We start from the raw sequence: 23,207 nt of genomic DNA, 5'->3' as shown, positions 1-23,207 counted from the left end.
TTGCGTGAGGGATAGTAATGGAGCTCTTTTTATAACTGGCTTTTTGCCAGGTATAAAAAAGCGGGAACGGATAGCCTGACCCCGCTTTAACTCCCGATTTTTCGAGGAGTTAAAGCGGGGTCACGCCCTGATAAAACTTTATAGTATTGCAAATCGAAACTCGCTATATAATTTAACCACAAATTGCGCAAATTAAGTCACAAACTGTAATTTATACTAAAATGACTAGCTCAAAAACCGTTTAGATTTTATAGTACTTGAAAGGAACGAAAAGCATTCCGAAACATTCTCCGTGCTCTTTGCCAAGGTGTTTGTGGTGTACTTTATGGGCTTTTCTAAGTCCAATTAAATATTTATTATTGGTGTGCTTGAACCATTTAAAACGTTGGTGAATCAATACATCATGGATCATGAAATAGCACATTCCATAAAACATGATTCCCAAGCCTATGAAAAATAAGTAGTTTAAGCCACCTTCTAACCCGTAATAAAAAAGTACGATGCTAGGAATGGCAAATATGACAAAGAAAATATCATTACGTTCGAAAACATTTGCGTATTTAGGTTGGTGGTGATCGGCGTGGAAATACCACATAGACCCGTGCATTACGTATTTATGGGTAAGCCAAGTAACACATTCCATTAGTAGAAAAGTACCGAAAAATATCAAAAAAAATATCATTTTTATGCGCTGTTTAATTTAAAAATTCCTTTAATAACAAGTCTTTTATTGAACTAAATTTAATTTATAAGACACGAATGACTTGGCTAATAATCCTGCTTTTGTATAATTTGAAACCCGAATTCTTGCATTTCCTATCTCTTGATAGGGCGTATTTTCTAGCTTTTTTAGCAATTTTTTGTAGTAAACAAAAGCAGTATAAACACCAAACTTAGCTTCTAGCGGAAGTTTGATAATACCTTCATAAGCGACTCTAAAATCCTCATTTATTTCGTTGATGATAGCCGTTTTAGCATTCTCATCAAATGAATTTAAATCTACGCCAGGAAAATAATTTCGGTTTAAAACCAAATTATCATCCTTTAAGTCACGTAGGAAATTCACTTTTTGGAAAGCAGAACCGAGTCTCATGGCTTCGTCTTTTAACTGATTGTAACGCTCGTTATCTCCAGAAACAAAAACCTTTAGACACATTAGACCCACTACATCTGCTGATCCATAAATGTAGGCATCGTATTCTTCTTTACTATGATAATCCGATTTTATCAAATCTAATTTCATGCTGCGTAAAAACGCTTGTATCAAATCATCAGTGATATTATATTCTTTGACCGTTTGCTGAAAAGAATTTAATATGGGATTTAAACTGATTCCTCTATCAAAAGCTTTGTAGTAGTCCTCTTCAAATTCAGTAATAAGATCTTCCTTATCAAAACCATGAAAACTATCTACGATTTCATCCGCAAAACGAACAAATCCATAGATGCTATAGATGGCGTCTCTAATGCTTGGCGATAACATATAAACCGCCAAAGAAAAAGAAGTGCTATAGTTTTTAGTAACTAGCTTACTACACTTAAAAGATACATCATCAAATAATTGCTTCATATTATTGCTCTGAAAATTGTTTATTAATTAATTCCGACACTAATTTTCCAGAAATTAATGCAGGTGGAACTCCTGGTCCTGGAACTGTTAATTGTCCAGTGAAATATAAGTTTTTTACTTTTTTACTCTTCAGTTTAGGCCTTAAAAATGCAGTTTGTAATAGCGTATTTGCCATGCCATAAGCATTTCCCTTATAAGAATTGTATTCAGATACAAAATCATTTTTGCAAAACGACTCCTTAAATATAATACTATTTTTTACACTTTGCTTGGTTAAAGTCTCAAAACGATCTATTATTTTATCAAAATATTCTTCTCTAAGTGCTTCTGTATCATTAATTCCGGGTGCTAATGGCACTAGAAAAAAACCTGATTCCATTCCTTCAGGAGCAGCTGTTTTATCCGTAACAGATGGAAAATTAGCATAAAACAAGGGCTCCGCAGGCCATTGTGGCTCATCATAAATATCCTTTGCATGTTGGTAAAAATCAACATCAAAAAACAAAGCATGATGCGAAATATTTTCTATTTTTTTGTTGAATCCTACGTAAAATAATAAGGACGAAGGTGCAAAAACGCGACTGTCCCAATATTTTTCTGAATAAGCACGGTGTTCTTGATCCAAAAGCGTTTCGGTATGATGGTAATCGGCACCACTCAAAATTAAATCAGAATAAATAGTTTCACCATTTACTACGATTGCTTTGGCAATTTTATCCGCTACAATAATCTTTTCTATATTGGCATTGGTAACAAACTGAACGCCCAATTCTGTAGCTAAACTTTCCATAGCGCGAACTACATCAAACATTCCTGTTTTTGGGTGCCAAGTTCCTAAACCAAAATCGGCATAGTTCATAAAACTATAAAAAGAAGGCGTGTCTGATGGCTTTGCTCCAAGAAATAAAACAGGAAATTCTAGAATTTGAATCAGTCTTTTATTTTTGAATTTCTTGCGAACATCTTTACTAATGTTACTAAAAAACTGTCCTACTTTCATAGCCGTTTCTGGCGTGATCAGTTCTAATGGAGAAACACCTGGACGATACACCAATTCTTTAATAGCAATATCATAATTACTTTTGGCCTCAGCCATAAATTTTTTCAATTGCGTACCGCTTCCCTTTTCAATCGCTTCAAAAGAGGCAACAATTTCTTCTAAATTATCGGCAATAGTAATAAAATCGTCTATACCGTAATACACGCGGTAGGCTGGTGATAATTTTATTAACTCATAGTAATCGCTTGTTTTTTTTCCAAAATCAGCAAAAAAACGATCGAATACATCCGGCATCCAGTACCAACTTGGCCCCATGTCAAATGTAAATCCTTCTCTTTTTAACTGTCTGGCTCTACCGCCAATACTACTGTTTTTTTCGTAAACGGTAACTTGATGTCCGCTTTTAGCCAAATAGCAAGATGCTGCCATAGCTGAAAATCCCGAACCTATAATAGAAATTGTTTGTTTCATTTGTTTAGCAAATATACAAAAAGATTAGACAAAAAAAAAGTTAAAGTTGTTCTACTAAATCACCGATTGAATTAAAAATAGAAATAGTATCCGAAAGTCCCTCTCGATTTATAAACTCTACCATTCTCCCAATGTACCACAATTCTGTAGTATCATCCACTAATTCTTCTGACATTTTTTGAACATAGGAATCTAAAATATCTCTTTCTGGCTGTACTGTCAGATAAGACACATAAACGATAGAATCAAAATGCTTTTTCATGTCTTTTAAATTGTCTATTGGCATACTTTCTCCTAAGAAAATACTTTTATACCCGTGCAATAAAATTTCATAATTCAGATACATCAAACCCAACTCATGTATCTCATTCATTGGAAGTGATAAAACAAACACTTTATTTAATTTGGTCGGTTTTAAAACCTGTAGTTTTTCTGTATTTATCAGTAATTTTTGTTTAATCAAATAACTTATAAAATGTTCGTGAGCAGGAGTAATCGTATCTGATTGCCATAATAATCCCAACTCATTCATCAGCGGAATGAAAACTTGATGAAAAATTTCTTTGAATGACTTTTCAGCAATCAGCCAATTATAAGTATTAAAAAAAAGCTCTTGATCAAAATTCATCATTGCCATTTTCAGCTCACTAATAGCATGGCTTTTGGCAGTTTTGTTAGAAATTATTTCTCGCACCAAAGAAGGAATTTTATCTTGTGGATACGTAGCTATTTTTGAAATTTTATAACCATAATCATGCAATAAGGTAATGTTTAGCAGTTTTTGTAAACTCGCCAAATCATATAATCGAATGTTAGTATCAGTACGCATGGGTTGCAAAATATCATATCTTTTCTCCCAAATACGTATGGTATGGGCTTTGATACCAGAAAGATTCTCTAGATCTTTAATACTGAACACGTTTTTTATATTATTGTTTATCATTACTTCATATTTATTAAACAAATGTAAAATAATTTTTATTTATAAACGACACATTCCACCTCAAACTTTATAAAAATGTGTTATTTTTTTGAAAAAGGTTAAACAAAACCAAATAAAAAATACAAATTACTCATTTCTAATTAGTTGCAATTTGTAGTTTTAATTTCAACTAAAAACAATATCCAAAACCAAATTGCTATTAACTATTTCAAATTAAGTCATGAAATTTAATTGCAACATTAAAAGAGAGATTGCTTCAAAAAAAACTTTTTTTCTTACATTAGGTGTCTCAAAAATACCGCATGAAAAAGCTCACTAAAGAAGAGATCAGTCAGGAAATATTCGATTTATACGATGATTACGCGCACAATAAAATTGGAAGAAGACAGTTTGTCGAAAAACTATCACTATTTGCTGTAGGAACGCTTACACTTCCTTCGTTACTCAGTTTTATGACGCCTAATTACTTGGATTCTATTTTGATAAAACCCGAAGATCCTCGATTGAAATCAGCTTTCATAACTTATGATTCTCCACAAGGCGGTGGTTCAATCAAAGGGCTTTTATCACAATCATCAAAAACAAAAAATAAATTACCAGGAATTATAGTCGTGCATGAAAACCGTGGACTTAATCCATATATTGAAGATGTAGGTCGTAGAGCAGCTCTTGAAGGATTCATCACTCTCGCACCTGATGCACTATCGCCTTTGGGTGGTTATCCCGGAAATGATGATGACGGAAGGGAATTACAAAAAAAACGTACTCGTGAGGAAATGCTCGAAGATTTTATTGCGGCCTATCACTATTTAAAATCCCATAAAAACTGCAACGGACAAGTTGGCGTTGTTGGATTTTGTTTTGGTGGTTGGGTAGCGAATATGATGGCAGTCAAAATCCCAGAATTAGGGGCTGCTGTTCCGTATTATGGAGGACAACCCACTGCAGAAGAAGCCGAAAATATCAAAACACCTCTCCTACTACACTACGCCGGTTTAGACACTCGCGTAAATGAAGGTTTGCCCGCTTTTCAAGCCATTCTCAATAAAAACCAAGTCGAAAACACAGCCTATATTTATCCCGAAGTCAATCACGGTTTTCACAATAACACCACACCTCGATATGATGAAGCAGCCGCAACACTCTCTTGGACAAGAACATTACAATTTTTTAACGAAAAACTAAATAAGAAATAAATTATGGCTACAGGATTTTTTGCATTACTAGACGATATCGGAGCAATTATGGATGATGTTGCAATGATGAGTAAAATAGCCACCAAAAAAACGGCAGGAATATTAGGCGATGATTTAGCCGTAAATGCCGAAAAAGCATCTGGTTTTGTTTCCTCCCGAGAAATTCCCGTTTTATGGGCCATCACCAAAGGCTCACTTTTAAACAAATTAATTATACTGCCACTCGCTTTTTTACTAAGCTATTTTGTACCTTGGTTAATTACGGTAGTTCTTATATTAGGTGCTGTCTATTTAGCTTACGAAGGTGCCGAAAAAATATACGAATACATTGTACCTCATCCAAAAGAAGAAACTACAACTGAAGATTTTGATCTCACGCCAGAAGAACTCTTAGTATTAGAAAAACAAAAAGTAAAAGCCGCCATAGTAACCGACTTTATACTCTCTATAGAAATTGTAATCATTGCTTTAGGCAGCGTGGTCGGAAAACCAATCACTACCCAAATTATTGTAGTTTCATTTGTTGCATTAGTAGCCACGATTGGCGTTTACGGAATTGTTGCAGCCATTGTCCGCATGGACGATTTCGGAATGCTACTCCTTACTAAAAAATCTAAAATCGGAAAAAAAATCGGGAAAATGTTAATTGGCTTACTCCCTATGGTTATCAAAGGATTGGCATTTATAGGAACCATCGCGCTGATTCTAGTAGCCGGAGGAATATTCATGCACAAGATAGAACCACTACATCATTTACTACAAAACTTACCTTCGATAATTGGTGAATTTCTAGCCGGATTAATCGGCGGAATACTCGCTTTTATAGTCGTAAAAGGATTTACAATGATTTGGAGGAAGATTAAAAAGAAGTAATCGTTAGACCTCAGAACATTGCGATTAAATTCTTTTGGCGTTCCCTAAAGGTCGGGCTTTCCGCTACAATCTTTTGTTTTTTCTCAAAAACAAAAGGATTTTCACTTTAATCCCTAACGCAAAATTGTGGTGAAAAAGATTATTCAGCATAATGTTGATGCACCAAAAAAAGGAATTAAGATGGAATTTGTTGCAAATGCAATCTATAACATTCAAGGAATTATTTTGCATGTAATTCTTTTATTGATTTAAGTATTTTCTTTCAAAAGGATTCTGTAGTATTGTAATAAAAACACGAAACAATTCAAGATATTCATTTATTGGACAAAAAAACAGTTAATTATGCCTCAAAAAAAATGTATAGATGTAGCTTGTGCAATAATTTATTTTAAAGATAAAATCCTAGTAACTCAAAGAAGTGAAACAATGAATCTTCCTTTAAAATGGGAATTTCCAGGTGGTAAATTAGAACCAAATGAAAGTGAAATCAATTGTATAAAAAGAGAAATTTTAGAAGAAATCAATATTAAAATTGACGTAGTTAAGAAACTTTCCGATAGTATTTTTGATTATGGTACAATCCAAATTAAATTGATTCCATTTATAGCAAATTTTATTTCAGGCGATATTATATTGGCAGAACACAAAGAATATAGACTATTAGATATATCTGAATTAAGTAATTTAGATTGGGCGGAAGCAGACAAACCAATTGTTGAAGAATTATTAAAAATAGTGTTATGAATCAAGGATTATACGAAGAGTTAGTAACTAAACTGATAACGTTTAAGTTAAATGAGTTAGACCAAGAAACTTTTCAATTCAAAACCACTGCAATTGATAAATCTGAAGCAGCTCATTTATTATCTGATCACATTGGAAAAACGATTAATCATGCGTTTACTTTGATAAAAGGAGATAATATATTAGAACATCAAATTGAAATTGCCAATAAAATAATTTTATTTTTAAAGGATGAATTAAAAAAAGAAGAATTCAAAGACGATTTAATTGAAACTGAAGGTAAAATACTAAAAGCAGTTTTTACAAAAGTTGACGCTCATTTTACTGATTTAGATTTACATCTAAAAGAAATAACACCTTACACAAGATTAATTCACAGTGAACTTTTTACGGGTGGAAATTCTGGAACAACCCTTGAAAGTGAATTAAGAAAAGAAATTCTTTCTTCGGATAGAGTTGATCTATTAGTTTCATTTATCAAGTGGCAAGGAATTCGAATTTTAGAAAAAGAATTAAGAGAATTTACAAATCGAGGTGGAAAATTAAGAGTAATTACGACGACCTACGTTGGAGCAACAGATTCGAAAGCAGTAGAGTTCCTTGCATCTCTGGAGAACACAGAAGTGAAAGTGTCCTACAATACAAAAAATGAAAGATTACATGCCAAAGCCTATTTATTTGAACGGAACACAGGTTTTCATACTGGGTACATTGGTTCTTCTAATTTCTCACGTTCTGCCTTAACAGATGGTTTGGAATGGAATTTAAAAATCACAACCAAGGAAGTAGCACATATCATCGATAAATTTCGCAAAACCTTTGAAGCTTATTGGCAAGATTCAGATTTTGAATTATTTAATACTGAGAATCATTCTCAAAAATTAGTAGTCGCTCTAAAAGAAGGGAGGTTCTCGAAAGAATATGCTGCACCAATAACATTCTTTGATATAAAACCATATCCTTATCAAAAAGAAATTTTAGAAAAATTAGAAGTTGAACGAACAATTCATAATCGATACAGAAATTTATTAGTGGCCGCAACTGGTACTGGTAAGACTGTTATTTCAGCGTTTGATTATAAGAATTTCAGAGATAAGAATAAGTCATCTAAAATTCTTTTTGTAGCACATCGAAAAGAAATATTACAACAAGCGAAAGCTACTTTTCAAGGTGTTTTAAAAGATAACAACTTCGGAGAATTAATGGTTGACGGTTTAGTACCGACAAATAATGAATATGTTTTTGCTTCGGTTCAAAGTTTAAACAATCGATTAAAGGAATCAAATTTATCTCCTGAATATTATGATTTTATAATCATTGATGAAGTTCACCACATATCAGCTTCATCATACAGACCAATTCTGAATTATTTTAAACCGAAGGTTTTATTAGGATTAACTGCAACTCCGGAGAGAATGGATGATGAAAACATTCTTGAAGATTTTTGTAATAGAATTGCTGCAGAAATAAGACTTCCAGAGGCCTTAAATAAAAAATTACTTTCTCCTTTTCAATATTTTGGAATAACAGATAGTATCGATTTAAGCAATGTAAAATGGGAAAAAGGAAGATATGTTGCGAGTGAGTTGACAAGTATTTATACCAAGAACGATGTTCGTGTAGGCGAAATAATTAATCAGCTTCAAAAATACACCAATGACATACATGATGTTAGAGCAATCGGTTTTTGTGTCACTATTGAGCATGCTACCTTCATGGCGGAAAAGTTTAATCTTGCTGGAATTAAAGCTGCTTTTCTAACAAGTAAAAACTCAAGTGAACGAGAGTTGATTCGAAATCAATTTAAGAACAAAGAATTTAATTACTTGTTCGTTGTAGATATTTTTAATGAAGGTGTCGATATTCCTGAAATTGATACCGTTTTATTTCTTCGTCCTACAGAAAGTTTAACGGTTTTTCTTCAGCAATTGGGACGTGGTTTAAGATTGTCTGAAGGAAAAGATTGTTTGACAGTTCTAGATTTTGTTGGAAACTCAAGACCTGAATATGATTTTGAAAGTAAGTTTAGAGCTTTAATTGGAAAAACAACCACTTCAGTTCAAAAAGAGATTGAAGCTGACTTTCCTCATTTACCTTTAGGATGTTCTATTGTTTTGGAGAAAAGAACAAAAGAGACAATTTTAGAGAATATCAGAAAAGCTACTTCCTTCAATGTTAATCAGCTGATTACAAAAATTAGAAATTTTCAGTTTCAAACAACGTTACCATTGACGCTTCAAAACTTCATAGATTTAAACCATATTCCATTAGAAGCAATTTATAAAAAAGATAATTGGTCAAGACTTTGCCAAAAAGCGGGAATTATTGAAGATTTTGATAATCTTAATGAAAAACAAATTTATTCTGCTATCAATAAAAAATGGCTTTCGACGAACTCAACAAGCTATTTCAATTTCATTCTAAAGATAGCAAAGAAAGATTTTAAAATCGAACTAAAGAATTATTCCGAAAACGAATTGAAAATGTTGCTAATGCTTCATTATGACGTTTGGCAAAGTGCTGCTGGCTTTAAATCTTTGGAAGAAAGTATCAATCAAATAGGTAAAAATAAAGTTTTAGTTAAAGAATTAATTGAAGTTTTAGAGATTTTGACAGATAAAGTTAATTTTAAAGAAATTGACATCGTACTTCCTTATCAACAACCATTAAAAGTACATGCTCGATATACCAGAGATCAAATTTTAGCCGCATTTGGAGATAGTAGTTTCGAAAAAAAATCATCTAATAGAGAAGGTGTTGCTTTCATTGAAAACATTAATTCAGAATTACTTTTCGTTGATTTATTAAAATCCGAAGAAGATTACTCTCCAACAACGATGTATGATTACTATGCCATTAGTGAAATTTTATTTCATTGGCAATCACAAAATCAAACGAGAGATGATTTAGGTAAAGGATTAACTTACATCAATCATCAAAAACTTGGAAAAATAATTTTATTATTCATTAGGGAACAGTCGAAAAATCAATTTAACAATACAATGGGTTACGTTTTTATCGGCGAAGCAAAATTTATAGAATCAGAAGGTTCAAAACCAATGAACATAAAATGGGAATTAAATGAACCCATTCCAAATTATCTATGGAAGGAATCTGCTAAAATGTCTGTAGGATAATTTTAAAATCCAATCTTCTCCACAAAAAATAAAATTATCACAAAAAAACTCATTTTCTCTGTAAGGAATTAGAATAAACTACCTTTCAAAAAAAATAATGGCTATAGAGCACAAGGTTCGATTGGTTGAAGAGTTGTTCGACCGTCTTGAAAAAGAAATTGCTGTATTCCAGTCAGAAACGCATTTGCATTGTATTGCTGGATGCGGTAAGTGTTGTTCTACTCCAGAAATAGATGCCTCGCCATTAGAGTTTTTGCCTTGGGCATTTCATTTATTTTTAAATGGAGAAGCCGAAGATATGTTGCTCCAACTCCAACAAAAATCAGACTCCAACTGTCATTTATATCGTCCGCATTCTTTTATTGATAGAAGTATGGGAAGTTGTAGCGACTATCGTTATCGGGGATTAATTTGTAGACTTTTTGGATATGCAGCCAGTAGAGATAAATATGGACAGCTCCGTTTAGCCACTTGTAAGATAATTAAAGAAGGCCAACAAGAAAACTACAACACCGCCGAAGTAGCGATCAGCAAAGGACTTTACGTTCCTGTTTTTACCGATTATTATATGCAACTGTCACAAATAGACAATAGACTCGCTACTACACTACTTCCTATAAACCAAGCTTTGGCAACAGCCATAGAAGAAGTCTTGCATTATTACGCTTACAGACCATTACCGAACGGTCTAGGAAATAGTGCTTAAAAGCAATAACAAAGTTAAGTTTGTTTAAGTCTTAATTTTACTTAAATCACTTAATGGTTAAAAATGTAAAAGAGTATTGCAATTAGACGTAAAAAACCATAATGCAAAAACTCTAACTAACAATTCATTGTACAATTTTCTTCGCTAGAGCTTTAGCGGCAAAGTTGCTCATGTTTGTTGAGACGCTTCCAGCGTGACAAACTAAGGGTAATGTTTACCTATAAATTGAATTCTATTATTTGGCTGAAATAACTGAAAAACTGCTATTAGTTCTAAATAATTATTTCATTAAAAACTACTGTTGAATACGCCATAAAACAAAATCATATAGTTTCAACCAACAAAAGAAGCCCCAAACGGGGCTTTTTCGATATATATAATTCAAGTATTATTTACTCAAATACATTTTTCTTCTAGAGTATAATTCGTAGAATTGATCGTCTTTTAAGTCATCAATAAAAAAGATGCTTTCTCCTGTTGATTTCATTTCTGGTCCTAGTACTTTGTTAACATTTTAAAACATGCGTAAATAGGATGATATAACTCATGAAATTTCTGAATTAAAAGTAAGTTAGGCCTATAACTTTTTGGATAAATAAATTCAAATCAATGAGTTTTAAGAAATTATTTAAAAATTTATTTTTGTACGATAAATCGACTATATTTAACCAAAAAATAAGCCTTAGAAAAATTTTAAGTGGTTTTACTTTTTTGCTTTTATAAGTTCAAAGTAATCTTTTTGCATTCAATTATGTAATGCAGCAGGTAACAAAAGATTTAAAAGAAACAGATAAAAAACCTCATTTACTAAAAACTAAGCGTTGCAATAATTGTAGCAACAGATAATAATTCACATATTAAATAAATAAAAACAATGCAAAAAACTTCAAATGCTTTCGTAGCAGCTTCTTGGGTGGCCTTAGGGGCGGGAATGATCGGTTACTTAGTTGGACTATGGCGTTCAGAAATGTTACTAAATGAAATAGGCTACTATTTTACAGTTCTAATGTTTGGTCTTTTTTCAGTAATATCACTTCAAAAAAGTGTTAGAGATAGAATTGAAGGCTTTCCTGTAACCGATATTTATTATGGTATTTGTTGGTTTGGAACAATTTTATCTATCGTGTTATTAATCGTTGGACTTTGGAACGCAACTTTATTACCAAGTGAAAAAGGATTTTATGGTTTTGCATTTTTATTGGCGATTTTTGGAGCGATTGCAGTTCAAAAAAACACAAGAGATAATATGACAATTACAGAACATAAATAATAAATAGCTTCTTCCTAATAAGAATACCAGCGCAGATAAAACTGATTTAGAAAAACGAAAAGCCCCAATAAAGGGGCTTTTTCAATATATACAATTCAAATATTACTTACTCAAATACATTTTTCTTCTAGAGTACAATTCGTAAAATTGATCGTCTTTTAAGTCGTCAATAAACAAGATGCTTTCTCCGGTTGATTTCATTTCTGGTCCTAATGCTTTGTTTACATTTTGGAATTTACTAAAAGAGAAAACTGGTTGTTTGATCGCAAATCCTTTCAATTGTGGATTAAAAGTGAAATCAGTTACTTTATTGTGACCTAACATTACTTTAGTTGCATAATTCACATAAGGCTCACCGTATGCTTTTGCGATAAAAGGAACCGTACGAGACGCTCTAGGATTCGCTTCGATGATGTAAACTGTATCATCTTTAATGGCAAACTGAATGTTGATTAAACCAACTGTTTTTAGCGCTAAAGCAATTCTTTTAGTATGGTCTTTTATTTGTTGCATTACAAATTCCCCCAAGTTGAAAGGTGGTAAAGTCGCATTACTATCTCCAGAGTGCACTCCGCAAGGTTCGATATGCTCCATAATTCCTATGATATACACATTTTCACCATCACAAATTGCATCCGCTTCTGCTTCAATTGCACCATCTAAATAATGGTCTAAAAGCAATTTGTTCCCTGGAATAGTTTTCAATAAATTGATTACGTGCTCTTCCAGTTCTTGTTTGTTGATTACAATTTTCATTCCTTGACCACCCAACACATAAGAAGGACGAATCAATAATGGAAAATCTAAAACATCCGCTAAAGCAGAAGCTTCGTCAGCCGTTTCAGCAATTCCAAATTGTGGGAAAGGAATGTTTAATTCGGTTAATAATTCAGAGAAACGTCCTCTATCTTCGGCTAAATCCAAAGCATCAAAGCTAGTTCCAATAATTTTTATTCCGTATTTAGATAGTTTCTCCGCTAATTTCAAAGCCGTTTGACCACCTAATTGCACGATAACCCCTTCTGGTTTCTCATGCTGGATAATATCGTAAATATGCTCCCAGAAAACTGGCTCGAAGTATAATTTATCTGCTGTATCAAAATCAGTAGAAACTGTTTCTGGATTACAGTTGATCATAATTGTTTCGTAACCACATTCTTTCGCAGCCAAAACGCCGTGTACACAAGAATAATCAAACTCGATTCCTTGACCAATTCTATTTGGACCTGATCCAAGAACGATAATTTTCTTTTTATCTGTAACTACACTTTCGTTATCTACGTAGCGTGTTCCGTCTGCTTTTTCTATTTCCGCTTCAAAAGTAGAATAGTAATATGGTGTTTTTGCTTTAAATTCTGCCGCACAAGTATCTACTAATTTAAACACACGGTTAATGTTCATCACGTCACGCAAACTGTGTACTTGACTTTCTAAACAACCCATCATGTGCGCAATTTGTCTGTCAGCAAACCCTTTTTGTTTGGCTTCTAACAACAATTCTCTTGGCAACGTTTCTACTTTATAATTAGAAATTTCTTTTTCTAAAGTATAAAGTTCTTCATATTGTTTCAAGAACCACATATCTATTTTAGTGATTTCATGAATACGACTCAAAGGAATTCCCATTGCAATTGCGTCATAAATCACAAAAACACGATCCCAACTTGCATAAGTCAGTTTCTCGATAATTTGTTCGTAGTTCGTGTATCCTTTTCCGTCAGCACCTAAACCATTTCTTTTGATTTCTAATGATTGCGTCGCTTTGTGTAACGCTTCTTGGAACGAACGTCCAATTCCCATTACTTCACCAACGGATTTCATTTGAAGTCCTAAAGTTCTGTCAGCACCTTCAAATTTATCAAAGTTCCAACGTGGAATTTTCACAATCACATAATCCAAAGTCGGCTCGAATAAAGCAGAAGTCGATTTGGTAATTTGATTTTGCAATTCATCTAAATTGTATCCTAAAGCTAGTTTAGAAGCAATTTTTGCAATTGGGTAACCCGTCGCTTTTGATGCTAAAGCAGAAGAACGAGATACACGAGGATTGATTTCAATCGCTACAATATCTTCTTTATCATCTGGCGAAACAGCAAACTGCACATTACAACCTCCAGCAAAGTTTCCGATGCTACGCATCATCAAAATCGCATAGTCACGCATTTTTTGGAAAGTCGTGTCAGATAAAGTCATCGCTGGCGCAACAGTAATCGAATCTCCAGTATGAATTCCCATTGGATCCATGTTTTCGATAGAACAGATAATTACCACATTATCATTTTTATCTCTCAACAATTCCAACTCATATTCTTTCCAACCCATCAAAGCTTTGTCAATCAAAACCTCATGAATAGGTGACATTTCTAAACCGTAGGTTAGTTTTTCGTCAAATTCTTCTTTTTTATAAACAATTGCAGCTCCAGTTCCTCCAAGGGTAAATGAAGGACGAATTACTAAAGGGAAACCAAATTCTTGTGCGATTTCTTTTCCTCTTAAATATGATGTACAAATTTCTGCAGGTGCAGAAGGTACATTTATCTTTTTAAGCAATTGTTTGAACTGCTCTCTGTCTTCGGTAATATTGATGGCATTTACATCAACCCCAATCATTTTTACACCAAAATCCTTCCAAATTCCTTTTTCATCCGCCTCTAAACACAAGTTTAAAGCAGTTTGTCCACCCATTGTAGGTAAAACAGAATCGATTTGAGGATGTTCTTTTAGTATTTCAATAATAGACTTAGTCGTTAATGGCTTCAAGTAAACATGATCGGCCATAGTTGGATCGGTCATGATGGTTGCAGGATTAGAATTGATTAGAATAACTTCAATTCCTTCTTCACGAATAGAACGAGCAGATTGTGATCCTGCATAATCAAATTCGCACGCTTGACCAATTACAATAGGACCTGAACCTATTATTAAGACGGATTTTATCGATGTATCTTTTGGCATTTTGTAGTAATTATTGTGTTGTGTAGTTATTTTTTAAGGGTTTAAAGTACTTAAATTATACGACTTTAAACGCTGCTCTTTAGGCTTTATTTACCGATTAGGTATAAAAAAAGGCGATACTAAAGAAAGTAACGCCTTATTTATGTTTATACAAACATTATTTTTTGTGTCTTGGTTCGCAAGAAACAGTCAATTTATGTCTTCCTTTAGCTCTTCTACGCGCAAGAACTTTTCTTCCATTAGCAGAAGCCATTCTGTCCATAAATCCGTGCTTATTTCTTCTTTTTCTTTTCGATGGTTGAAACGTTCTTTTGCTCATTGCTTTGTATCTTTAAAAACTTATTTATATCTTTCTTAATTCGGATACCTGTTACCCGAAATCCGAGTGCAAATATACAAAGACTTTTTTTCCTCGCAAGTAGTTTTGTAAAAATATTTTCAATTCATTTTACTATATTTGTGATCTTAAAATAATCACACTATGTTTCACAGAAATATTAAACTTATTATCGCCGGACTTATCATTGCTACTGGCTTTTGGCAATTTACAGAAAGTAATATTGGTAACGGAATTTTCCTTATACTATTAAGTGCAATTCCTATTTTTCTTTACTTCAAAAATGAATTCATCTTATTAGCCTTCTTAAAACTAAGAAAACAAGATTTTGAAGGAGCTAAAAAATGGCTAGCATACATTAAAAATCCAGATACGGCTTTGGTAAGAAAACAACAAGGATACTTTAATTATTTACAGGGTATCATGTTGTCACAAACAAATATCAATCAAGCGGAGAAATATTTTAAAAAAGCAATCGAACTGGGATTGTCTATGGATATGGATTTAGCTGTTGCTAAATTAAACCTTGCCGGAGTAGCCATGTCAAGAAGAAGAAAGCTAGAAGCAACCACCTTATTGAATGAAGCTAAAAAGCTAGACAAACAAAATATGTTAAAAGAACAGATCACGATGATGAAAGATCAGATGAAAAAGATCTAAATAACAAAAAGGGCCAAATGCATTTCATTGGTCCTTTTTTGTTTTAATTCACATAAAGAATATCGCATCCTTTTCTGTTTTTACTTTTAGCATATTTTTTCCTGAAAATAGTAATTCACCACAATACTTTTAAACACGTTGAACATGGATCATTTTAAGACCGAAGAGGCCATTAACAAATACAATAATTCTCCACAAGAAAAATTATCTGGACTTTCTCCTTCTCAAACTCATGAATTAATTCACAATCCATTAGGCGAAAATTCTTGTATTAAATTTAGTTCACACATCACTAATGAAATTCTAGACCAAATTCCTTTTTTTAGAACTGCAGAAGAACTTTTAAAGATTATTAAACGTGATGGATTCCTAAAAGTTACTCCACTTGGCGCACTTCCTAAAAAAATTCTCGTAGAATTATACGATTTCAATTTTATCACTGACGAACACATAGCCTCTGGTATAAACAAGCTTTATAGAGAGGACGAATGCATCTCCTTGAAAACAGCTCGAATAGTTTGCGAATCTACCAATCTTGTTAAAAAAAGTAAAGGAAAATTACTCTTGACAAAAAATGGAGAAAGATGTTTGAAAGCTGAAAATCGCGTTGAATTATTTAAAGTAATTTATTTAATTTTTACCGAAAAATTTAATTGGGCTTACATTGATGGTTATACGAAAGAACCTGTTGGTCAATATGGCTGTTTATTTTCGATCTACTTATTGAAGATATTTGGAGATAAAGAAAATGCAACAAGCTTTTATGCTTCAAAATATTTACAAGTTTTTGAAAAATTCTTAACTCTATTCAACGACGATTACGTTTCCCCTGAAAAACAATTTAATAGTTGTTATACTGTGAGAACGTTTGAAAGATTTACAGAATGGTTTGGTTTTACTACGATAAATGGAATGAAAAATTTTTATGATCAAGAAAATGCAAAAATTGTAAAAACAGAATTACTTGATAAAATATTTGTCTTTGAATAAAATTAGTATGTCCGAAATGGTTTTAAAATATAGAACTTAACAACATTCTACTTTTCTACTTCCCTCTTCTACAGCAGATAATTTGTTATAAAACCTTCTTTTCTAGGAATAAAAAAAAACAAAAAATAAAACTTAGATTGGTTAGATTGGCAAAATAATCTAATTCAGCTCTTATCAAAAAGAAGAAATCCTCCTATAAATAACAAAGTAACCGCAAAAACTTTCTTTAATATTTTTTGGTCAATGTTAATCGCTAATTTACTTCCAAAATAACCACCTACTACAAATACTATCGAAATAATTATTGCAAATCGCCAATCAATATATCCAGCCTTATGATAATTAATCACTGCAAGCATGGTTACTGGAGGCAATAAAGCCGCTAAACTCGTTCCTTGTGCTTGTTGTTGTGTAAATCCCATCAGTAATAAAAGAGGAACCATAATTATGCCTCCACCAATTCCAATTAATCCGCTGAGAATACCAGCAGCTAAACCTATACACATCAATAAAACTATAGTTTGCATTGTCATTTTCATGTCATTTAAGATTAATAACCACTAAGTGGAATTTCTATTTGATATTTTTTGCCCTCCGCATTAATCAATTTTGCTTCTCTCAACCAAGGATTATGAATTTTCAAAATTTTATAATTGATACCTTGTCCTTTTGCAAAATCAGCTAAGTCTGTAATTGCACTATCAATTTCAATTTTTCTAGTAGGCAACACCGTATATAATTCCTCAGAAGCGATGTTGTATCCATATTTTGAGGGGTTATTCATAATTTCTTTTAAAGCTAAGATCCTAAAAACATATCTAGAAGTTTCTTCAGTAAGTAACAAGTCATAATAATTCGATATTTTCTGAATTGCAATTTGCTTATTAACACCTGCCATTCCACCATTATAGGAAGCAGCAGCCAAAGTCCAAGTACCTAATTTACCTTTGGCACTCAAAAAATAACTACAAGCAGCTTGTGTAGATTTGGCCAGATCATAACGTTCATCCACATTCTCATTCACTTCCATACCGCGTTCTTTGCCTGTTTCTGGCATAAACTGCCAAATTCCTCTCGCTCCAGCTGGCGAAACCACATTTACTAAACCACTTTCAATGACAGCTAAATATTTAAAATCATCAGGAATACCGTTTCTTTTCAAAATAGGTTCAATAATTTTAAAAGCACGATTGGCTCTTTTTATTGCTAAAATTGTAGAAGCATGTAAGTTTACATTGACCAATAATTCTCGATCAAATCGCTCTTTAACATCTGCAATATGCAATGGAGTGGGCTCGCCAGCAAAGTCTAATTTACTTGGAAAAGCAGACGTGTCAATGCTGTCAACTGTAGAATTTGTTTTTTTAGTTGTTGCAAAAACAAACAAGCCACTCAAAAAAATTACTGCAACAATTATTATGGTTTTGTGTATTCCTTTCATATTTTCTATGTTTTATCATTACTGATTAACGGCTACCCTATTTTGTTCTCAATATTATTTCAGGTAAATTTTCATTGAGCCATTTGTATTTATTTAAAATCATAATATGCGTTCCTCCTTTGACCACGATACAATCCTTGATATATTTTATAGGAAAAACATCATCTGCATCGCCATGAATGTGAATCACATTTTTATCAACCACGGTTCTATCCCAAAGAATTACTTGCTCTACCGACCACTGTAAATATCGAATATCTCTAACGGAAAGAAATTTTTCATACAATTCTAAACGCTTATTTATAGTTTCACCAAAGGAAAACTTAGCTAAATTCTCTAGATTCATTAGTAAACTCATTGGAATTAACTTGTAAGCTTTAGTCGTTTTGGCTAACTTAAATCTACGAGGAAACTCTAAATTACTTTTGACACTCGATATAATAATAACTTTTTTGGCCTGTATAAAACGAGCCATTTCTTGCACTAAAATTCCACCAAATGAAACACCAATAAGAACGGGATCAGGATGCTTTATCTTAGCTGCTATTCGTTTAGCATAATCCAACAAAGTTTCATTATCTAATGGGATTTCCCATTCTAATAAGTAAATTTCAAAATCAGCTTCTGGAAGCTTAATTCGCTCGAAAATTGAAGTACTTGCAGCCAATCCTGGCATTAGATAAACAGGTATTTTACTCATAATTGTTTTAACGATTTTATAACAACATTCTGATTTTTTATCTCGATTTTTGTATAAAATTAATTTTTTTATTTAAATTCATCCCACTTCACACCTTATATTACCAATAATTTATGAATACACAACTTTTTAAATCAGACACAAGAGGTACTGCTAATTTTGGTTGGCTAAAGGCAAATTTCTCTTTTTCTTTTGGCAATTATTTCAATGCCGATCGCGTACAATTTGGAATGTTACGCGTATTAAATGACGATACTATTGACGGAGGAACTGGCTTTGGCACACACAGTCACGCTAACATGGAAATAATAACTATTCCTTTAGAAGGCGGTCTAGAACATCGAGATAGCATGGGAAATGAAGGAGTCATTCGCTTTGGAGAAGTTCAGGTTATGAGCGCTGGATCTGGCGTAGAACATTCTGAAATGAACGCAAGCAAATTAGAAGAAGCAAAAACATTACAATTATGGGTATTTCCTGATCGAGAAAATGTAGCTCCAAGATACGACCAGAAATCATTTGATATTGAAAATCAAATCAATACCTTTGTAAATATTGTTTCGCCAAACGATCAAAATGATGGCAATGCACTTTGGGTTTACCAGAAAACCTTTTTCCATTTAGGAATTTTTGACAGTAACACTACAACCAATTATTCGGTTAGGATTACTAAAAATGGTGTTTATTTATTTTTAATTGAAGGCGAAATACTAATTAATAACCAAGTTTTGAAGGCAAGAGATGCCATGGGAATAACGGATTTTGATTCCGTTGAAATTCAGATTATTTCCAAATCAAAAATACTTTTGGTAGAAGTACCAATGAATTAGCGTTAATTATCATGGATGGATTAATCACTATTGACATTAAAGACAACACATTTGCACGACAATTTGAAACTACAGTAGAGGAAGGATTAGTTACTGTTGAATATTCTTTTCAAGAGAAGAAGATATTTCTAACGAAAATTAATACTCCAGAATCGTATGAAAATGAAGAGTTTATCACTAATTTTCTAAAAAATATAATGGAAATTGCGATAGAGCGAAAGTTCAAAGTAGTTCCAATTCTTCCAAAAATAGTGGTTTTCTTCAAGAAAAACCCAGTATATAAAGAATTACTTCCACCGGGAATTAGACTTTAGTAAAAAGGTGCCGTTCGAATGAGCTGCACCTTTTTTTTATAAATTGTTTAAAACAAAATCAATATCCTTTTTTACTAATCAGTTCCAGTTATCGCACCATTTAGTTCGTTCATTCTGTATGCTGCTGAAAAATCATTGTAGCTGTTATTTATTTGATAAAATCAACATCTAAAATCGTTAATAAGACACTCTTTTACAATAAAAAATAATACTTGTAATTTACAAGTAAATTTTAAATACCTTTGTAGTTGTTTAAACAACTATATTTATGGGAACAATTTTTTCAACAGAAAATTTATATACTATTTTGTCTGGAAGGACGCACTCCGCTTTTAACAGAGCGTTGTTGACTAATTTTAGAAAAAACAATATTTCGCTAACAAAAGAGCAATGGACTATTTTAGGTGTTTTGTGGAAAAATGAAGGTTGTACACAACAAACCTTAGCAGATCAAACTTCGACTGACAAACCCGGAATAACGCGTTTAATTGATCATTTGGAAAAAGAAAATTTAGTAGAACGGCATCCTGACGCAAATGACAAACGATTAAAATTAATTTTTTTGACTCCCAAAGGGAAATCAATTGAAAAGGAAGTAATGATTGTTGTCAATGAAACTCTTAAAAATGCGATAAGAGACATTGAACCAGAAAGGCTCGAAATCGTAAAGGAGACTTTTCTTCAAATTTATAATAATTTAGAAACAAAAAAATAAGATGAAAAAATATCTACTACTTTCCCTTTTTTCGCTTTTTACATTTGCTACTGGTTATGCGCAAATAGAAATTTCAACTTCTTTACAAGAGGCGATTCATAAAGCTATTGAAAAAAACAGTTCGATAAAAAATAAAGAACTCGAAATTGAAAAACTGCAACTTCAGGAAAAAAGCGTTTGGAATAAATATATCCCAACGGTAGAAGCTAGTGCCATTTACTCCTATTTTGACAATAAATTGACAGTTGATCTTCCTGCCACAACCCTACCTATAATTAACATTCCGGTGTTTGGTGGAAAATCGACTTTTGATAATTACGGAAATATTTTTAATGGAAGTATAATGGCAAAAACGGTTTTATTTAGCGGTATGCAAATTCCTAATGGTGCTAAGGCATTGAAGCAAAAAGCAATCGGAACAGAATACCTAAAAGAATCTGAGAAGGACATTATTATAAAAGACGTAATTAACACCTTTGACCAAATCACTTTATTAAATGAAGTTGAAAAACTTTTGAATGACAGTGAAAAGAGATTGCAAACAGAAACCAAAAGAATTTCTAAAGCAATCGAAGAAGGTCTTGCTATTCCTTATGATCGAGATAAAATAAAATTGGCCTCATTAGAATTGAAATCTAAAAGAATTGAACTAGAGGGAAAACGAAAATTAGTATATAGAAAAATACGCTATTTAACCGGCTATTCCGATTCAGAAATAAATAATGTTCAATACAATTTAGTTCCTTATTTAATTTTGGAAGAGAATTTAAGCACCGAAAACAAAAAAGAAATCAAAGCCTTAGAATCATTTAAAGTAGCCTATGAATATTTGCTAAAAAAAGAAAAAGGAACTTTTCTTCCTACTTTAGGTGCTTTTGGGGGCGTAACCCACAGCAGTGTATTTGATGCAAACTCAACAACTCCTGTAATTCCAGGCCTAAATACGCCTCTTCATTTACAGTTAAATGAGATCACGATAAGTCCAAATTGGATGATTGGTGCAGGAATAAAATGGGAAGTTTTTGCCGGTTTTGAAAGAAATCATAAAGTTCATGAAGCCAAAATAAATATTGAACAAGTACAAAACCAAATTGATGACACTAAAGAAAAATTACAATTGCTATTGGAAAACAATTATGTTAATTATTCGGTTTTGAATCAAAAAATAGAAATAGCATCACAACAAGAGAAAGTAGCCCATAACAATTTGAATTTAGCCATTAAACAATATAAAGAAGGTTTGATAAACATATCTGAACGTCTAGAAGCCGAAAACGATTCTTATAAAGCATCTTTAAATAAAATAAATATCCTAATAGAACAGCGTCTATCAGCTATTGAAACCATTATAGCTACGGGCGAATTAACAAAATATATAACAAATTAAAAGCCAGAATCCATGAAAAAAATAATCACTTTAGTGGCAATCGTAGTTTTGCTAATTGGCTGTGGAAAATCAAAAAAAGAAGCTCAAATTCAAGGGAAAGTAGAAAAAGAACAAATTTCGATAGTTAGTAAGGTTCCTGGAAAAATCGTCCAACTATTTGTAAAAGAAGGCGATTTGGTAAAAAAAGGAGATACACTTGCTATTCTAGATATTCCAGAAGTTGACGCCAAAAAACAGCAGGCTGAAGGCGCGGTTACTTCGGCAAAAGCACAGTACAATATGGCTGTGAAAGGGGCTACTGAAAACCAAATTAAACAACTTGAAGCAAAAAAACAAGGCCTGAAAGAACAGTATGAATTTGCTCAAAAATCCATCAAAAGATTGAGTAATATGCTCAAAGATTCCTTAGTTTCACAGCAAACCTATGATGAAACATTTGCTAAATATCAAGGAGCACAAGCACAATACAATGCTGTTCAGGCAGAATTGAACGAAGCAAAGAAAGGTGGCCGAATCGAGCAACAAACGATGGCTCTTGGTCAACAAGACAGAGCTGTTGGCGCATTGCAAGAAGTACAAACCGCAGACAAAGAGCGTTACATTATTGCCCCTCAAGACATGAGCATCGAAACCATAACCCTAAACTTAGGCGAACTTGCATTGCCTGGATATACCTTGTTTAATGGCTATATTGCCGATAGTGTTTATTTTCGTTTTACGGTTGCAGAAAACCAATTAGGCAAAATAAAAAAAGGGCAGGAAATACTAGTTCATATCCCCTATACTAAAAAAGACATAAAAGGAATTGTTACTACCGTAAAACAATTGGGCGCCTATGGAAACATTGCAACTGCCTATCCCGATTATGAAATGCAGGAAAGCTTGTTTGAAATAAAAATAACGCCTTCGAATAGTAAGGAAGCAAAAGACCTGATTACAAAAACCACCGTAACTTTATCCCTATAAAT

General features: G+C 32.7%; 23 protein-coding genes. 14 read left to right on the top strand and 9 right to left on the bottom strand.

The features are described from left to right. Positions 1-241 precede the first annotated feature (241 nt). From H2650_RS12540 to H2650_RS12525, 4 genes are read right to left on the bottom strand one after another with little or no spacing between them, the layout of a single operon-like run. Positions 242-682 (bottom strand): sterol desaturase family protein, encoded by a 441-nt coding sequence (locus tag H2650_RS12540; protein ID WP_188051160.1) that lies wholly within the window; start codon positions 680-682, stop codon positions 242-244. Between the two features lie 45 nt (positions 683-727). Then, positions 728-1,570 (bottom strand): phytoene/squalene synthase family protein, encoded by an 843-nt coding sequence (locus H2650_RS12535; protein WP_188051159.1) that lies wholly within the window; start codon positions 1,568-1,570, stop codon positions 728-730. A 1-nt stretch (position 1,571) separates the two neighbouring features. Next, a complete protein-coding gene (locus H2650_RS12530; RefSeq protein ID WP_188051158.1) occupies positions 1,572-3,041 on the bottom strand; it encodes an NAD(P)/FAD-dependent oxidoreductase in 1,470 nt (489 codons plus the stop codon). Positions 3,042-3,081: 40 nt separating this feature from the next. After that, on the bottom strand, positions 3,082-3,984 hold the full coding sequence (locus tag H2650_RS12525; RefSeq protein WP_188051157.1) for a MerR family transcriptional regulator: 903 nt from the start codon (positions 3,982-3,984) through the stop codon (positions 3,082-3,084). Positions 3,985-4,286: 302 nt separating this feature from the next. On the opposite strand from H2650_RS12525, the gene H2650_RS12520 reads away from it, so the two are divergent. The 7 genes from H2650_RS12520 to yiaA all read left to right on the top strand — a co-directional run bounded on the left by H2650_RS12520 (position 4,287) and on the right by yiaA (position 11,910). After that, positions 4,287-5,180, top strand: coding sequence for a dienelactone hydrolase family protein (locus tag H2650_RS12520; protein WP_188051156.1), 894 nt, complete (start codon positions 4,287-4,289; stop codon positions 5,178-5,180). 3 nt (positions 5,181-5,183) lie between these two features. Continuing rightward, entirely contained in the window at positions 5,184-6,053 is an 870-nt protein-coding gene (locus H2650_RS12515; RefSeq protein WP_188051155.1) for a DUF808 domain-containing protein, read from the top strand. 129 nt (positions 6,054-6,182) lie between these two features. After that, positions 6,183-6,305 carry a hypothetical protein gene (locus H2650_RS15935; RefSeq protein WP_255462901.1) on the top strand — a complete coding sequence of 41 codons (123 nt, stop codon included), beginning with the start codon at positions 6,183-6,185 and terminating at the stop codon, positions 6,303-6,305. Positions 6,306-6,395: 90 nt separating this feature from the next. Beyond that, positions 6,396-6,797 (top strand): (deoxy)nucleoside triphosphate pyrophosphohydrolase, encoded by a 402-nt coding sequence (locus tag H2650_RS12510; RefSeq protein WP_188051154.1) that lies wholly within the window; start codon positions 6,396-6,398, stop codon positions 6,795-6,797. Then, the gene (locus H2650_RS12505; RefSeq protein WP_188051153.1) at positions 6,794-9,934 is read left to right on the top strand and encodes a DEAD/DEAH box helicase; all 3,141 of its coding nucleotides are present in this window, start codon (positions 6,794-6,796) and stop codon (positions 9,932-9,934) included. Before H2650_RS12510 ends, H2650_RS12505 begins: the two co-directional genes overlap by 4 nt. 97 nt (positions 9,935-10,031) lie before the next feature. After that, a complete protein-coding gene (locus tag H2650_RS12500) occupies positions 10,032-10,640 on the top strand; it encodes a YkgJ family cysteine cluster protein (RefSeq protein WP_188051152.1) in 609 nt (202 codons plus the stop codon). A gap of 874 nt (positions 10,641-11,514) precedes the next feature. Beyond that, on the top strand, positions 11,515-11,910 hold the full coding sequence (yiaA, locus tag H2650_RS12495; protein WP_188051151.1) for an inner membrane protein YiaA: 396 nt from the start codon (positions 11,515-11,517) through the stop codon (positions 11,908-11,910). Between the two features lie 102 nt (positions 11,911-12,012). Here the strand turns inward: yiaA and carB are convergent, their stop codons facing one another. Together carB and rpmH are read right to left on the bottom strand one after the other, a co-directional pair. Then, positions 12,013-14,865, bottom strand: coding sequence for a carbamoyl-phosphate synthase large subunit (carB, locus tag H2650_RS12490; RefSeq protein WP_188051150.1), 2,853 nt, complete (start codon positions 14,863-14,865; stop codon positions 12,013-12,015). Between the two features lie 157 nt (positions 14,866-15,022). Then, entirely contained in the window at positions 15,023-15,184 is a 162-nt protein-coding gene (gene rpmH, locus H2650_RS12485; protein WP_007136275.1) for a 50S ribosomal protein L34, read from the bottom strand. A 162-nt stretch (positions 15,185-15,346) separates the two neighbouring features. Here rpmH and H2650_RS12480 point away from each other — a divergent pair, with 162 nt between their 5' ends. Together H2650_RS12480 and H2650_RS12475 are read left to right on the top strand one after the other, a co-directional pair. After that, positions 15,347-15,862 (top strand): DUF2892 domain-containing protein, encoded by a 516-nt coding sequence (locus tag H2650_RS12480; protein WP_188051149.1) that lies wholly within the window; start codon positions 15,347-15,349, stop codon positions 15,860-15,862. A 144-nt stretch (positions 15,863-16,006) separates the two neighbouring features. Continuing rightward, positions 16,007-16,852 carry a hypothetical protein gene (locus H2650_RS12475; protein WP_188051148.1) on the top strand — a complete coding sequence of 282 codons (846 nt, stop codon included), beginning with the start codon at positions 16,007-16,009 and terminating at the stop codon, positions 16,850-16,852. A gap of 164 nt (positions 16,853-17,016) precedes the next feature. On the opposite strand, the gene H2650_RS12470 is transcribed toward H2650_RS12475, so the two are convergent. Genes H2650_RS12470 through H2650_RS12460 form a run of 3 tightly spaced genes read right to left on the bottom strand, consistent with a single transcriptional unit; the run spans position 17,017 to position 18,993 of the window. After that, positions 17,017-17,385 (bottom strand): sulfite exporter TauE/SafE family protein, encoded by a 369-nt coding sequence (locus H2650_RS12470; RefSeq protein WP_188051147.1) that lies wholly within the window; start codon positions 17,383-17,385, stop codon positions 17,017-17,019. Positions 17,386-17,402: 17 nt separating this feature from the next. Further along, complete coding sequence (locus H2650_RS12465; RefSeq protein WP_188051146.1) at positions 17,403-18,293, bottom strand: lytic transglycosylase domain-containing protein; 891 nt, start codon at positions 18,291-18,293, stop codon at positions 17,403-17,405. 37 nt (positions 18,294-18,330) lie between these two features. Further along, positions 18,331-18,993 carry an alpha/beta hydrolase gene (locus tag H2650_RS12460; RefSeq protein ID WP_188051145.1) on the bottom strand — a complete coding sequence of 221 codons (663 nt, stop codon included), beginning with the start codon at positions 18,991-18,993 and terminating at the stop codon, positions 18,331-18,333. A gap of 113 nt (positions 18,994-19,106) precedes the next feature. On the opposite strand from H2650_RS12460, the gene H2650_RS12455 reads away from it, so the two are divergent. The 5 genes from H2650_RS12455 (at position 19,107) to H2650_RS12435 (ending at position 23,205) form a co-directional block, all read left to right on the top strand. Further along, positions 19,107-19,823, top strand: coding sequence for a pirin family protein (locus H2650_RS12455; protein WP_188051144.1), 717 nt, complete (start codon positions 19,107-19,109; stop codon positions 19,821-19,823). An 11-nt stretch (positions 19,824-19,834) separates the two neighbouring features. After that, positions 19,835-20,137: a GNAT family N-acetyltransferase gene (locus tag H2650_RS12450; protein WP_223151108.1), complete on the top strand. Its 303-nt coding sequence runs from the start codon at positions 19,835-19,837 to the stop codon at positions 20,135-20,137. 268 nt (positions 20,138-20,405) lie between these two features. Beyond that, entirely contained in the window at positions 20,406-20,852 is a 447-nt protein-coding gene (locus tag H2650_RS12445; protein ID WP_188051143.1) for a MarR family winged helix-turn-helix transcriptional regulator, read from the top strand. Position 20,853: 1 nt separating this feature from the next. Beyond that, positions 20,854-22,239: a TolC family protein gene (locus H2650_RS12440; RefSeq protein WP_188051142.1), complete on the top strand. Its 1,386-nt coding sequence runs from the start codon at positions 20,854-20,856 to the stop codon at positions 22,237-22,239. 12 nt (positions 22,240-22,251) lie between these two features. After that, a complete protein-coding gene (locus tag H2650_RS12435) occupies positions 22,252-23,205 on the top strand; it encodes an HlyD family secretion protein (protein ID WP_188051141.1) in 954 nt (317 codons plus the stop codon). The last annotated feature ends 2 nt before the right edge of the window (positions 23,206-23,207 follow it).

Origin of the sequence: Flavobacterium sp. GP15 (genome assembly GCF_014281985.1) — a bacterium.
GTDB classification, from domain to species: Bacteria; Bacteroidota; Bacteroidia; order Flavobacteriales; family Flavobacteriaceae; genus Flavobacterium; species Flavobacterium pygoscelis.
This window is presented reverse-complemented; position numbering and strand designations above follow the sequence as displayed.